This is a genomic window from Bradyrhizobium liaoningense (genome assembly GCF_018130955.1).
In the GTDB taxonomy this organism is placed as follows: domain Bacteria; phylum Pseudomonadota; class Alphaproteobacteria; order Rhizobiales; family Xanthobacteraceae; genus Bradyrhizobium; species Bradyrhizobium liaoningense_C.
Genome location: NZ_JAFCJM010000036.1, coordinates 35807 through 50183, shown reverse-complemented (window position 1 = coordinate 50183; position 14377 = coordinate 35807). Strand labels below are relative to the sequence as shown.

Below are 14377 nucleotides of genomic sequence, written 5' to 3'. Positions count from 1 at the left end.
GGGCGCGTACCGCGCGGTTACGCAGTCGACGCATTCCCTAATTGCAGATATTTCGATACGCCGTTGACGCCGCCGACCCCGACTTGCCGTCGACGACATATGCTTCATCCTCCTTCACGAGATAAAGAAACGGTCTCTCTCCGGTCTCGCCGCCTGATGCGCTTCTTCCTTTCACACGCCCGCAAATCGTATCCACGGGGCGTCCAAGCGTGTTCTTTCGTATTGTGCGTTTCATATCGGTGAATTCGGCCGATCCTGGATCCTCCATCTTCGTCGCGATGGTGACCTTCGCCTTTTCCAGGACAGGATCTGATACTTCCGCGGGCCGTTCGGATGCCGGGACGCTGATCCTCGTCAGCGGGGACGCCGCCTTGGCGAGATCGACCGATCCGCGCTTCTTTGGAGATGATTTCTTGCCGGACCTTGCCGGAGTTGCAGTATTCGATTTGACGATCGCAGGATCCGGCGCCAATGCCGTCGGCGTTGGCTGCGCGGGTCGGGCGATTGCAACCCTGTCGAAACAGGGGGGTGACGCGCAGCCAAGAAAATACCCTCGGGAAGGCGCGAACCAGCCAAAGCCGATCAGGACTCCTGCCAGCACTCCAACAAAAAGCAGTCCCATCCGATTCCCCTCCCTCGGGAGCTCGGCTCGCACAGTTAATTAGGACTAATTCCGCGCTGGTGATCTATCTGTTGCGCAAAAGCGTTAAACGCTCATTAAACGCACGCGGTTGTCCGGCACATGCCTGGATAGGCGGATTAAATCGGGGCCCCAGACCAATTTAATCGGGCTCCAGACCGATTAAATCGGGCTCCAGAGCCATGCCGAGGCTACCGCAAAGGGCCGATCGTGAAAGCAATCATGGCCGACCTGGCCAGTTTCGGAGCACCGCACCAGTTTTGCACCAGAAACGGCGCGAACGAAACGGAGCGAGAGCTGTTGGACTCGAACAAAACCGCAGGAAGATCAACTAAGCTGACCAATGTTCTGCCGCTCACAACAATCTAGTAGGCAGGTTCGAGTCCTGCCGGGACAACCATGAATCGATGCCTTGCGAGGGCTTCTTTTCGCCGACCGATGGGGTCCCGCACCAGAAATGCCGCATCTTGCTTCTCATTGCTCCAGCCAACGGTCCTTAAGCTACTGCGCAATAAAAATCTTGCCACGGTCTGCCGGCGCCGGTCAGCGTGATGTTCTCGACCGCGCCGTTGGCATGAACTGCGTCCGACAGGCCGAACGTGACCGACGACTGGACCAGGTTTTCGAAGGTCGTTAGCGTGTCCGATGGCACGTATATCCGGATGCGTCAGTCAAAGGGGCGCGGTAGCAAAGGCCGGCAGCGCGTAACGATCCCGATTGGACCACCGCTGAAGGCGGCCCTTGATACTGCGCGTAAGCAGAAGCGCTCAGCCGTCACCATTTTGCTCGACTCGTTCGGCCGACCCTGGACTGAGGACGGTTTCCGAACGAGCTGGGACAAGGCATTCAAAAAAACGTCGCTGAATGATTTGCACTTCCATGATTTACGCGGAACAGCCGTCACCCGGCTCGCACTGTCGAATTGCTCAGTGCCCGAAATCGCGGCGATTACCGGACACTCCATGGCTACCGTGCAGCAGATACTCGACGCTCACTACCTCGGGGGGCGTTGAGCATGCGGGATCAGCGATCAGAAAGCTGAGCGCAGTCCACGGATTGGGGTGGGAGCGAGGATTTGGGATGTGGATGATTCCAGGTGAAGGCGTTCACCGGTCGCCAAGGCTTCTGCGTGAGAGAACGCTCCACGCCGCCGGGAACGAGATAGCCGCTGCGGTAACGCGCAGCCATCCCGCCAATTGTTGAGCAGACGGCAATGGCAACGGCCACGGAAGCCTCCCTCTCACGGCCCGCAGTTTGTGAATTCATCGCTTCCCAAGGGAATTGTGTGACGGCGCCAGCTGCCGACTCCTGAAGATGGCTGGTATCTGGCTCACGACACCGAGTTGAAAGGCTTCTTCGTGGTTGTCGGGAAGCGAAAAAGGACCTTCACTGTTCAAGGTGATATCAGACAACGAGGAAAGCGGGCCTCCTCCATGAGTATCGATTGGTGACGCCAGTGAGTTGACGACCAGGGCAGCCCGCGCGATTGCCAAGGAATATCTTGCTCAGATCAGCAAGGGGCAGCACCCGAAAGCGAGGGAGAACGGAAACTCCGAACAAGCCGCGACTGATGGTAATGGTGCTGAAGGGGGCGCTACCCTGGAGCAGGCTTGGCAACGCTACCTGGAAGCTCACTTGATCCGAAAAGGCCGTAGCGAGAAAACGATCAGCGGGTATCGCGATCACGTTGAACGTCTTTTTTCCGAATGGCTTAAGACCCCTTTGCTGGATCTCGCGAATGATCCCGCTCGCGTCGCCAAAAAGCATGATCAGCTTACTAGGGAGAACGGTCCGTACATCGTGAATGGCAGCATGCGGACGCTGCGGGCCATCTACAATCACGCGCGGAAAACCCACCGCCTTGCAGCAGACCAGACCCGAACACATCAATTTCCGACGGCGTACGCTCCACATCCCAAAGCCCAAGGGAGGCAGTAAGCGAGCGTTCGACATCCCGCTATCTCGGCAAATGATCCTGAGTCTCATTCGGGTGCTTCGGTTCCGCAGGCAAATGCATCCGTCTCAGGCGCAAAAATGGTTGTTCCCCACTGAGAGCGCCTCAGGACACTTAGCGGAAACAAAGGAGGATCGAGAGGTCTTGTCAAAATGGGGCAATGACCTTCGTCAAACATTCCGGACGATTATCCCCGGCGTGAACGCAGGCTATGTCACTCGGCACAAGCTGGTTGACCACCTGCGCAGCTAACAACAAGCTATCAGTACCGTCGTGTTTTCCGCGCTTGGTAACTCGCTAAAGGAACATAAAGCTCTGATCAATTGGCTCGGTCCCGGGGCTAGCCGAAGAGCCGTTACCCAAGTCCGATTGGAGCCAAACACTCCCGGCGAGGGGCAAGAACGAATTCAGCAGGCAGCATGACTTTGAGCTGGCCGCCTGAGGAGTGTGGCAGTGTAACTCGGGAGACTTTTCTGGACGGTGTGCCGAGAGTTAGCAGCGGTTTCCAAACGCCCCCAAGGACCCGCGCCTACCGGCCTTCTGTACCTAACGAACTCAAGCGCTTGAGCGTGCTTTTGAGCGCAACGGATCAGAATCCGAATGGCGGATTCAAAATCTGTTTGATTGTTCAATGATTTCAATGCGCATTTGGAAAAAATGGTCAAAACACGCCTCAGCAATTTCAATTGCTTGGCTGCCGTTTCCAAACGAAACGCTCTTGAGCAGCTTAGAGCGATGGGCAACGGAGCTACTTGAAACTCACTTGGCCGTGGCTCGCGGCATCACGCATGCAAGCGTGTTGACGTAAGCATCCTCACCTCTGATCCCACGTTCAGAAGCTACAATGGAGACCTTCGACGAGGTTGCAGCGGTGCAAACTGCCGACAATCCTGGCATTTCGGCATCGGTGTCTTCGAAACCGCCACCGAACGGCAAGCAATGCCGCACAAACGCGCAAAGATGATCCGATGCCAATCGGGAGCTGAAGCATGTCGCAGTCAGTACACGTTCATGCCTTTCGCGAGCTTTTGGACGGCGGGGGCATCGTTGACGACCCAGAGCGGATCGCCACCTACACAACGGATCAACGTCAGCTCTTCACGGGATCCACACTTGCCGTGCTGAGGCCGACGACGACGAAACAAGTCGTCGACATCGTGCGGCTGGCGGCGCACCGCGGCATTGAGATCGTTCCGCAGGGCGGCAACACCAGCTACTGCGGCGGAGCGACGCCCGATGCGTCCGGGCGCCAAATCATCGTGAGCCTCGAGCGGATGGACAGGATTCGCGAAATCGATCCCGTCTCCATGAGCATCTCTGTCGATGCCGGCGTCATCCTGAAGAACGCACAGGACGCCGCGGCGGCGGCCGGACTTCTGTTGCCGCTCAGCCTCGGCGCGGAAAGCAGTTGCCGGATCGGCGGCAACATCGGCACGAACGCCGGCGGGCTGTCAGTCGTCAGGTACGGGATGACTCGCGATCTGCTGCTCGGGATCGAGGCGGTGCTGGCGGACGGCACGGTGGTCTCCGACATGCGCAAGCTGCGGAAGAACAACACCGGCTACGACGTCAAGCAGTGCTTCGTCGGAAGCGAGGGGACTCTCGGCATCGTCACCGGCGCAGTGTTGCGTCTCGCGCCTTTGCCGGTCCGCCGCGCGACTGCCTGGCTGAAGCTCGCGAGCGGCGTGCCGCTCGCCGAACTTCTCGGCTTGGTCCGTCGCGAATCCGCAGACCTGCTGACCACGTTCGAATTCATGGCAGCCCGATCCATCACGCTCGCGACCGAAGCAATGATCGACCCGTCCTCCCTTCGAGCAGGCCCGGCAGGTGCCGTGCTCGTCGAGCTCGCCTCTTCCTCACGCCATCTCGATCTCGATGAACTGATGGAAGCCGTTCTGGCCGAGGTGATCGAGTCCGGATGGATCGAGGACGCATTGCTGGCGCAGAGCGGATCACAGCGGGCCGGGATGTGGCGGCTCCGCGAGACCATCCCCGAGGGCGAGAAGCGCCGGAACGGATCGGTCAAGCACGACATCTCGGTACCACTTTCCTCCATTCAGCGCTTTCTGGATCTGGCCGGCGCGCAGGTGCGATCGTATGACGCCAACCTTGAACTGTCCGTCTACGGCCATGTCGGCGACGGCAATCTGCACTACAACGTGCTCGTTCCTCCCGATGTCGACCGGCTGGAGTTCACCAAAGGGATCGAAAGCAGCCTTTCGTTGCAACTCTACGACACAGCCGCGGCGCTCGGCGGCACGTTCAGCGCGGAGCACGGCGTCGGTCGTTTCAAGAAGCACCTTCTGAAGCGGTACGGCGATGTCGGGCGTATTGCGGCGATGTGCCGGATCAAGACCGCCTTTGATCCGGCGGACATCATGAACGCCGGCGCGGTCGTTCGTCCGTTGGGAGAGAAGTCTGCCCGTTGAACCATTGGCCGGCAAGCTGGCGGTGCTTTCGTCCGGGCCCAATCGGTGCATGTTCGGGCGAGTCACCTCGATTGGCCAAATCGTCTTGTCCATAAAGAGAAAGCCACTCCGAAGGAGTGGCTCAAGTTGGGGAGGAAACGCCCTTTAGGGATTGCTAAGTCGGGATCAGGCCGCGACCTGGTCGATCGCCGGCTCGATCTTCAGATGGCGGCGATGTCCAGCTTCGAGCCGTCGACCAGACGCGACAGCCGGAACGGTGTGGGATCGACGCAAGGAGTGTCGTTGACGACGAGATCTGCGGCCAGATAGCCGAGCCCCGGGCCTAAACCGAAGCCGTGCCCCGAGCAGCCCGCCGCCAGGACGAGGCCTTCCACCCCGTCCACCTGCGACACCACGGGCACTGCGTCCGGCGTGCAATCGACGAAGCCGCCCCAGGCGCTATCGATCTTTATTTCGCCGAGTTGGGGGAAGGTCTTCCGGACACTCTCCACCACTTGGCTCATCAGCCATTTCAAGGGCGGAGGATCTAGCACGCGATTCTGTTCGAAGATCCGATCGTCGTTGGTGAGCAGCGCGGGCATTGAATCCGGCCCAGAAACGAACGATTGGCCGACGCCGAGCCTGACGTTTTTCAAACGACGCAAGAACTGCGGCATGAATTCCCGGCTATACCGGATAGCCTGGGGCGTGATTTCGAGGTTCGCCTTTCCGCTGATCGCAAGCGTGTAGCTACCGTCCAGTCGGCGCGTGATCGTGCAGTAGGGTGTGGAGACCGCCTCGCCGATATTGATTGTGGGGGTGGAACGCAGCGCGGTCTGCCGGATGCTCGCTTGGGCGAAACTGATCCCGAGCGGCCGAAGGAAGCGCGAGGACCAGGCGCCGGCGGCGCAAAGCACCGCGCTGGTTCTGATATAGCCCTTCTCCGTGTGCACGCCCGCAATCTTGCCATTGGCCAAATCGAGCGCCCGCGCCGCGCATCCCTGGTGGATCGTGGCGCCCAAAGTTCTGGCCCCCTCGGCGATAGCCGGCGCAGCAAGCGCAGGTTCGGCCTTGCCGTCCCGAGCCGAATAGGTCCCGCCGACCCATTTGCCGCGCGCTTCGGGGACGCGCTCGGCCACCTCCGCCCGGCTCAGCACGCGTGTGTCGACGTCGTACTCCCTAGCGACCTCGCGCCACTTTTCCCAGCCGGCGAGCACGGCCTCGTCGTGGGTCGCATAGACGAGGCCGCAGCGCCGAAATCCGAGGTCCCGATTGATATCGCGCGTGAGCTCGTCCCACAGCCGCATGGAGAGCACCGAGAGCGGCAGTTCGCGCCGGTCGCGGTTCTGCTGGCGGCACCAACCCCAGTTGCGGCTCGATTGTTCACAGGCGACGTGGCCCTTCTCGAGAAGCGCCACAGAGAGGCCGCGCTTCGCCAGGTAATAGGCGGCCGTAGAGCCGAGGATGCCGCCGCCGACGATGACGACGTCGGCCTCGGCCGGGAGACGCTCATCGCTGTGAATGCGCTCGACGCGTGGCGACATGTTCCAACGAACCTCGGCTGCCAAGGATACGGAAGCAAAGTTCCGATCAACGCTTCATCGCATCGTGCGCGCGATAGAATGTGCTGAAATCGTCCAGAACTTCGCAAGATGTTCGGGTTTTTGGCCGCTTAAGTGATACGAGCTGCTCAAGCCCGGCCGAGTCCCAGTCCGGCGCAGGCGGTGCGAGGTGCTCGCCCGTCTGCGATCTAACCTGCGATCTTGATGAGCGCCCGCTCCATGGTTGCTAGGAAGAGGTCAACATGCTCGGCTTGGCAAACCAGCGGTGGGCGCACTTTGAGTGTATCCTCATTGGCCCCGGTCGTGCTGATAAGCACGCCGTCATCCCGCATTGTGTTGACCAGGTCCAAAGCCATCAAACGACGACCTGCTGCCGGGGTGCCCTCAGATCCTATTTCGACGCCGAAGAAGAGGCCGGCGTTTCGAACCGCGCGGACATCGTTACGCTGCTTTGCGAGCTTCTCCAGCTCCTCTCGGAGGCGCTGGCTCGTGGCGAGCGCCTTTTGCGGGATTTGGTCGCGCTGCAGGATTTTTAGCACGGCGTCCGCTGTTGCTATCCCGACTGTGTTTCCAGCGAATGTGTTCGAGTAGCGAGAGGTGGCACCAAATTGGTCCATCCATGCTCTGCGACCAACGACAGCGGCAATCGGAAATCCGTTGCCCATCGGCTTGCCGAGGGTAACAAGATCCGGAACGATCCCGTGCCGCTCGAAGCCCCACATGTGAGCGCCAGTTCGTCCGAAGCCCGGTTGAACTTCGTCGGCAATGACGAGACCACCGGCCTCCTGCACCGCCGCAGCTCCGCTCGCGATGAAGCCAGGAGGATCTACCCATACGCCGTCGCTGGAAAAAATACTGTCGATGAGCAGGGCCGCAACGCCCATGCCACGACGGTTCAGATCCATCATGGCTGAACGAATCTGTGTCTCGAAATAGTCCGCAGCCTGGGCTTCCGGTATGCCCGCCGGCCCGGGTAGGGACACCATCCGCACGAATGGGCTGAGCTTGACTGCGTCGCCCAGGTTCGGCGAAACCGCAGCTATTGCAGCACTCGTGCCGTGATAGGCATAGGTGGAAACGATCACGCCTTCATTGCCGCTCGCACATCGCGCAATGCGAAGCGCCAGATCGTTGGATTCACTCCCCGTGCAGGTAAACACCACGCGATCGAGCTCGTTCGGGAAAGTCCCGGCGAGCCGCTCGGCATAGCCGACAAGCGTTGGCTCGAGATAGCGCGTGTTGGCGCTTATTCGACCCGCCTGCTCAGCCATTGCTGCGTTTACTTCCGGGTGGCAATGGCCGAGACAAGGCACGTTATTGTAGAAGTCGAGATAGGCCCGCCCGTCCGGATCGTAGAGCCACATACCTTTGCCGCGAACGAAGTGCACGGGCCTGCGGTACTGGAGCCGATAAGAAGCGCCCAGAACTTTGTCACGACGAGCAATGAGCTCGGCTTCGCGGCCAGGAAGGTTTGATTCACCAGGTCTGTAGCGGTTGGGCATGAGATCTGTGGACATGTGCTGCTGCCTTTTCGAAAGAATACCGCGGTTACTTCGCAAATTTTACGCCCCCGTCGTTCGAGCGAACCTAAGCGGCGTTACGGCGAGGACGACGATACTGCCGCCAGGACTGCCGCCTCGCCCAACGCTGCATCAAGAGGCTCCAGGATAGAAAGGCCGTGCTCGGCACGCGCGACGTTCTTTTTGATGTAGTGGGCGTCGGCCGGAAAAAGGTGGGCGCGCCAGTAATTGACCAGGATCAATGCACTTTGTCGCGCCCGCATCAGTCCGACGAGGAGCCTTGCTTCCAGCCTTGAAAGCGCAATGACAGAGGCATAGCCGGCAATGAGATGTTCGGCGCCCCCCAGAGGAAGCGTCGAATCTGATACGAGGTGGCTTGCTGCAATGGCCAGATCCTGGATCCTGGGGTTCCAGCAGCCATCACCAAAATCGATGAAGCCCAGTCCCTGGCCAGTCGCAATCATGTTGAACGGGCTGGGATCGTTGTGAGTGACCTGCCAGACGACGTTCGAGATTTGCGGCTCAACAGACTCCAGATACTCCGCCATGGCGGCGCGAACACTATCGGTAACACGCCGGCTTGGTAGGTACTGCTCCAGTTCCATCAGCCGCGACCAGCACCCGACATGCCAAAGAACGGGCCGATGGGCTGCAAGCCCGTTGACTTGCGCAAGCGCTAAATCAAGCCGAGCGAGGGCGCGGCCAGTCCGAAATAGCAGGTCGGGAGTGCGCATCGCCTGGTGCAGCGGAATGCCCTCTAGCCGGGTTTGCAGGAACCCGCATATGCCTTCTTCCTCAAACATCAATGCGCCGCTGCTCGTGCGCAGCACTGCGGGTGCAACGAAGCCCGCGGCCTCCTCCAAGCCTGCCAAGGCTGAGGTCTGGAAGCGGAAGCTATCGACAGCCTCCGGTCTGGTCGACGTCTTCAGGATGCACCGACGGCCGTCCGGGGTGTCGACTTCAACGGTGCGCTCGATCTCGGAGGACAACGCCGCGATCGAGCCGGTCACTCCGTAGTGACGCTTCAGCAGCGCCGCCGACATGTCCGGTCCCGAGGAGTCGGACCGCACGGCCAGGATTGCAGCAGCCGCGCGAAAATAGGTTTCGGTTGACGCTGACGCGCAAGAAAGATCGTCGACTGTTGCAATCACGGGTGCTTCTATGCCTGGGCTTGAAAGCGGCTTCTGGTGACTGCCAGGATTCATCGATAAAATCCGAGGACGGACTTGGTCTCGAGATACTCCTCCATGCCCTCGATGCCGTATTCGCGACCGTTGCCGGAACGCTTGTATCCGCCAAAGGGTGCGCTAGGGTCCCAGTCGGGATAGTTGAGATGCACTTGACCCGACTGGATCTGACGGGCGACTGCGCGCACCTTCTCCATATCGGTGCCTTGCACGTGAGCGCCGAGGCCGTAGACAGTGTCGTTGGCGATCTCGATCGCCTCCTCCACGGTGTCGTAGGGAATGATCGACAACACGGGGCCGAAGATCTCCTCCTGAGCGATCCTCATCTCGCGACGAACGTCCGAGAAGATCGTCGGCCGCCCATAGAGGCCGATCGGAAGATCGGCGGGCCGCCCTGGCCCGCCGATGACAAGCTTGGCTCCTTCCTCCAGTCCGACGCCGATCATGGTCTGGATGCGCTCGAACTGCGGCCGGTTGGCGATCGGGCCATGGGTCGTGCTTTCCGCAAGGGGATCGCCGACCACCAGTTCTGACGCGGCCGCTGCCGCCAAGGTCTCGACCTCCTCCATCTGCGATCGGGACACGAGCATGCGCGTCGGCGCGCTGCAGGATTGGCCGAGATTGCGAAAGGCGGCACCGACGCCGAGCGGAACAGCACGGCTGAGATCGGCGTCCGGCAAGATGATATTCGGCGACTTGCCACCGAGCTCCTGGGCAACGCGCTTGACGGTGGGCGCGGCTGCTTGCGCGACGAAAACGCCGGCCCGGGTCGAGCCGGTGATCGAGATCATGTCCACCTGCGCATGCGACGCCAGACGAGCGCCCACGATCGGACCTGTTCCATTGACGAGGTTGAAGACGCCGGGCGGACAACCGGCATCATCCATGACCTCAGCGAATAGCAAGGCGCTCAGCGGCGATAATTCGCTCGGCTTCAACACCACCGTGCAACCGGCTGCGAGCGCGGGGCCGACCTTGGCTGTGATCTGGTAGAGCGGCCAGTTCCAAGGCGTGATGAGCCCGCAGACGCCGATCGCCTCGTGCATGATCGCGGTGCTGCCGCGTGGGGTGACGAACGGATAGGTCGCGAGATTGTCGCGTGCGACACGGATATGTTCGGCGGCCAGCGGCACCTGGGCTCGGCGCGCATAGGTGATGGCGGCTCCCATCTCGCATGTGAGGACCTGCGCGAACAACTCCAGCCGCTGGAGGAGCAAACCATGAACCCGGTCGAGCAGCGCCGCTCTCTCAGCAGGCGGTGTCATGAACCAGCCGGCGAAGGCTCGTCTGGCGGCTGCTATGGCGCAGTCCACATCATCGTCATCGCCGAGCGCGACGTCAGCGATTGGCTGCTCCGTCGCCGGATTGACGACGGTTGCTGCTGCCGTGACTGATCCGATCGGCTTCCGCCATTCTCCGTCGATGTAGAATTTTCCGAGGAAGCCGGCTTCCGTCAGGTGTCGAAGGGGCGAGGTCATTGGAAGCGATCCTTTCGACGGCCTACCAGCCGCGCATCCGGGGCCATCGCGCTTCGATCGCGTTGCTGTCGGCGGAGACGACGTTGTACAATTCGTGTTGCGACGCCGTCGCACAGGCGTGATTGGGGAGGATCCTGACTTTCGCGCCGATCAGCAGGTCGGGCAAGGTGCGCGCCGACCCGGGTCTGATGGCGAGGATGCCGTGCTCCTGGCTCGCTTGCGAAACGATCAGGTCGGGATAGATCTTGCCGGCTACATCGCAGACCAGACCGTATCCCTGGTCGACCCGCTGTGCCGCGGTGCCGCGGTCGCGCGACAGCGCCATCCATCCCGCATCGACTAAAATCCAGCCCTTCTCGGGCTTCTTGCCGATCACGGTGGCGAGCACCGAGATGGCGATGTCGTCGGTCGTGCAGACCCCGACGCCGTGCATGACCAGATCGAAGAACATGTAGACGCCGGCGCGCATTTCCGTGACGCCGGTCAGGTCTTCGGCGAAATGCGCGGTCGGCGTCGAGCCGACACTGACGACAGGACATTCATGGCCGGCCGCGCGCAATGTCGTTGCGGCGGCGACGGCTACGGCGCGCTCGTTATCCGCAGCCGAGACAAGGGCCGCGGGCACGCTGAGGCCATAGGATTCGCCGGCATGGGCGAGAACGCCGGCAAGCTTGACGCCGGCCTCGTCCATAGCGGCTGCAACGACCACGAGTTTCGGATCGATCGCGGTCAGCCCGCCGCGATGACCGTCGCAGTCGATCTCGATGAAGGCGGACGGTGTCACACCAGCGGCACGACCGGCCGCGCCAAGCATGGCGGCCTGCTCGGGCGAATCCAGCAGCACCTTGATATCGATGCCTGCTTTCCGCAGGTGCATCGCCCTCGCGGCGGTGTGGGGTGCAAGTCCCACTGCATAAATGATGTCCCGGAAGCCGTGCTGCGCGAAGTACTCCGCCTCCGCCAGGGTTGAGACAGTGATTGGTCCCGCCCCCGATGGATAGGCGCGTTGGGCAACGTCAATTGATTTTCCGGTTTTCATGTGGGGCCGCAGCGCGACACCGCGCGCGGCCATACGCGAGGATAGACGGGCAAGATTGCGATCCAGCCGGCCTCTGTCGAGCAGGAGGGCCGGCGTCGCCAGCCCTTCGAGTGTTGTGGCCGCCTCGCCCGGGCGAGCGTGCGGGATATCCGTTCCGTCCATCTCCAAGCGCGGCATCCCGATGCCTCCTAGCCGAATGACTGGTTGGCGAGCGCGAATAGGCGCGCCGGCCCGCTCGACGGCATCTGCGTCCCAAGCACCATAGTGGTGGCGTCGCTGACTTGCTGCAGCCCGATGCCTTCGAGCCATTCCCCGAGTTGCGAGGTGGTAGAGGTATCGATCCGGACGAACATATTCCCGAGAGGCGCGAGCGCGGCCTCTATCAATGCGCGCGCATCGCTCGGGCTTTCGGCGACCACAGGACCGATGACATGCCCACGGCCAAAAAGACGGGAAACGGCGTAGCCACTGGGTATGCCGTCACGCAGGAGCACATATCCGTCGCCGACCTCGATCAACCGCTTCAGCATCTCGCGCCTCGCCCAACCTGTGGCCTGCCGATCGAGGCGCGTGACCGTTTCGAAATCCATTGGAGCCATTGCCCTGACGAGGTCCGGCGCCGGCGCCTCATGGCATTCCCTGGGAATTCCATGATGCTGGTGGATGACACCGATTGGGACGAAGCCGCGGCGCTGGTAAAGCGCCATACCTTCGGCGGTCGAATTCAGCGTGATGATCCGCGGTCCTGCCGCTGCGAGCAGCGCGTCCATCAGTCGGGCCCCGTAGCCGCGTCCCTGAGCAGCTTTCGAGACGATGATCATGCCGGCGGAAGCGTGGGTCTCGCCATATGGCCACCAGGCCGCCGTGCCGATCACCACACCGGCGCGCTGCAGGACAAAGCCAAAGCCCAACTGCAGCGCGAAATCCCAATCCTCCAACCGATACGGCCACGACATCTCCTGGGAGAGTCTCAGGGCGCCTTCCAGATGCGACTGGGCGAATGGGAGCAGGATCACGTCCTCATTGACACGATCGCCCGTCTGATAAGTTGCGGTGGTCATATTGAGTCGACGTCTCTTGCTCAGTTTGCCGGCCTAATGCCGATTCCTGACGGGCAACGGCTATCTGGTGATCCTCGCGTGATCTGCAGCCTATCTTGCAGCTCGCAGCATTACGCATCGCACTGGAGCCAAGTTCGGCACAGGATTTCATTGATTGTGCGGTAGGACGACCAATCTGCTGTCAGCGACTGGCACGCCACATCGCGATGCGGTCGCGCATCCGGTAGCCCTGAATGAAAGCGGGCATGAACCACGGATTGCCTCGATAAAACGGGATGAAGGCCGGAGGTCGGAAATCAAAGGCCGTGCGTGCCCGCTCCTCATGCCCCATGAGCTTGTGGGCTGCATGCATGCCGACCCATGGCGCCCAGACCACGCCCGAGCCGCAAAAGCCGGTGGCATAGACGATACCGTCCTTCTCGAAAATGCGCGGAATCATGTCACGGTTCATCGCGACATTGCCGAACCAGCTGTGTGAGAGGCGAACGCTCTCCAGTTCCGGAAACAGAAGGACCAGGCCCTTGCGAAGAAGCAGCTTCGGGGCGACGGGATCGCCGATGCGGGAGCTGTCACGGCCACCGAGCAGAATGCGTTTGCAGTCCGGCGAAGGCCGGTAATAGAACCCGACCTCCCGGTTCTCCGTGATCATCATGCGTTTCGGCATCAGCCGCGCCATGACCTCGGGGGTGAGCTCCTCGGTCGCGATGATCCGGCTGCGGACCGGGACCAGCCTGCGGCGCAGGAAGGGCACGGCACCATCCGTGTAACCGTTGGTACAAACCAGCACTTGACGCGCCTGCACCGGACCGGCCGCGGTGACGACGCGGAATCCGGCGCCGCCTCTTTCGATCGAGATCACGGGCGTCCGCGCGTGGACAGCCATTCCCGAAGCGAGTGCAACACGCAGCAGCTCGGCGTGAAATTTGGCCGGGTGCAGTCCGCCGATGTCCATCCGAACCGTGCCGCCGCGATAGACATCCGTGCCGATGTACTTTCGCTGCTCGGCATAGGGAACCGAGTAAGCCTCGATCCCGAGTTTCTTCGCGAGCCTCTCCGCCGTCCGCGCCATGGGTTCGTATTGTTCATAGCCGAAGGCGCCTTTGAATTGGCCTACCGGCTGGAAATCGCAGGCAAGGCCTTCCGTCTTGATGAAATCGTACAGGAATTCGCGTGCGGCCTTGCCTTCGGACTCGATTGCCAGCGCCTTCTCTTCGCCGAACCGCCGCGTGAGCGTCGCGAAATCCGGACGAATCGTTCCGCTGGTGATACCGCCGTTGCGCGTCGAGGCCCCTTCACCCGGATCCATCGCATCAAAGGCTGCAACCGAGCGCCCCTCGCGCGCGAGCACCAAACCAGCCGAAAGCCCGGCATAGCCCGCGCCCACGATGAGCACGTCGAGCTTCTTGGGTAGGGGTTGCGGAGGCAGCGGCTTCAGCGGGGCGGCTTCCCACCAGTAGGGCGTTGCCTTCTCGTCGACTCGGGGCGCATGCATGGCGTTTGCTTCTCTTATGTCCCGTTCTGTTCAGCC

At 61.4% G+C, this 14377-nt stretch carries 11 protein-coding genes; 3 read left to right on the top strand and 8 right to left on the bottom strand.

The window, feature by feature from the left end:
- Positions 1-37: 37 nt before the first annotated feature.
- Positions 38-622, bottom strand: coding sequence for a hypothetical protein (locus JQ632_RS39665; RefSeq protein WP_249152530.1), 585 nt, complete (start codon positions 620-622; stop codon positions 38-40).
- Positions 623-1239: 617 nt separating this feature from the next.
- Here JQ632_RS39665 and JQ632_RS39660 point away from each other — a divergent pair.
- The 3 genes from JQ632_RS39660 to JQ632_RS25735 all read left to right on the top strand — a co-directional run bounded on the left by JQ632_RS39660 (position 1240) and on the right by JQ632_RS25735 (position 5023).
- Positions 1240-1653: a tyrosine-type recombinase/integrase gene (locus JQ632_RS39660; RefSeq protein WP_312015665.1), complete on the top strand. Its 414-nt coding sequence runs from the start codon at positions 1240-1242 to the stop codon at positions 1651-1653.
- 448 nt (positions 1654-2101) lie between these two features.
- Entirely contained in the window at positions 2102-2578 is a 477-nt protein-coding gene (locus JQ632_RS39655) for a hypothetical protein (RefSeq protein WP_249152529.1), read from the top strand.
- 1005 nt (positions 2579-3583) lie between these two features.
- Positions 3584-5023, top strand: a complete 1440-nt coding sequence (locus JQ632_RS25735) for an FAD-binding oxidoreductase (protein WP_249152528.1) — start codon at positions 3584-3586, stop codon at positions 5021-5023.
- A 200-nt stretch (positions 5024-5223) separates the two neighbouring features.
- Here JQ632_RS25735 and JQ632_RS25730 read toward each other — a convergent pair whose 3' ends face one another.
- The 7 genes from JQ632_RS25730 to JQ632_RS25700 form a co-directional block, all read right to left on the bottom strand.
- A complete protein-coding gene (locus tag JQ632_RS25730) occupies positions 5224-6546 on the bottom strand; it encodes an FAD-binding oxidoreductase (RefSeq protein WP_212405385.1) in 1323 nt (440 codons plus the stop codon).
- Positions 6547-6752: 206 nt separating this feature from the next.
- Complete coding sequence (locus JQ632_RS25725; protein ID WP_212405384.1) at positions 6753-8081, bottom strand: aspartate aminotransferase family protein; 1329 nt, start codon at positions 8079-8081, stop codon at positions 6753-6755.
- A gap of 80 nt (positions 8082-8161) precedes the next feature.
- Complete coding sequence (locus JQ632_RS25720; RefSeq protein WP_312015664.1) at positions 8162-9235, bottom strand: phosphotransferase; 1074 nt, start codon at positions 9233-9235, stop codon at positions 8162-8164.
- Between the two features lie 50 nt (positions 9236-9285).
- Entirely contained in the window at positions 9286-10749 is a 1464-nt protein-coding gene (locus JQ632_RS25715) for an aldehyde dehydrogenase family protein (protein WP_212405382.1), read from the bottom strand.
- 22 nt (positions 10750-10771) lie between these two features.
- Positions 10772-11965 carry an alanine racemase gene (locus tag JQ632_RS25710; RefSeq protein WP_212405381.1) on the bottom strand — a complete coding sequence of 398 codons (1194 nt, stop codon included), beginning with the start codon at positions 11963-11965 and terminating at the stop codon, positions 10772-10774.
- Positions 11966-11976: 11 nt separating this feature from the next.
- Positions 11977-12849, bottom strand: coding sequence for a GNAT family N-acetyltransferase (locus tag JQ632_RS25705; RefSeq protein WP_212405380.1), 873 nt, complete (start codon positions 12847-12849; stop codon positions 11977-11979).
- 181 nt (positions 12850-13030) lie between these two features.
- On the bottom strand, positions 13031-14341 hold the full coding sequence (locus tag JQ632_RS25700) for an FAD-binding oxidoreductase (protein WP_212405379.1): 1311 nt from the start codon (positions 14339-14341) through the stop codon (positions 13031-13033).
- Positions 14342-14377 lie beyond the last annotated feature (36 nt).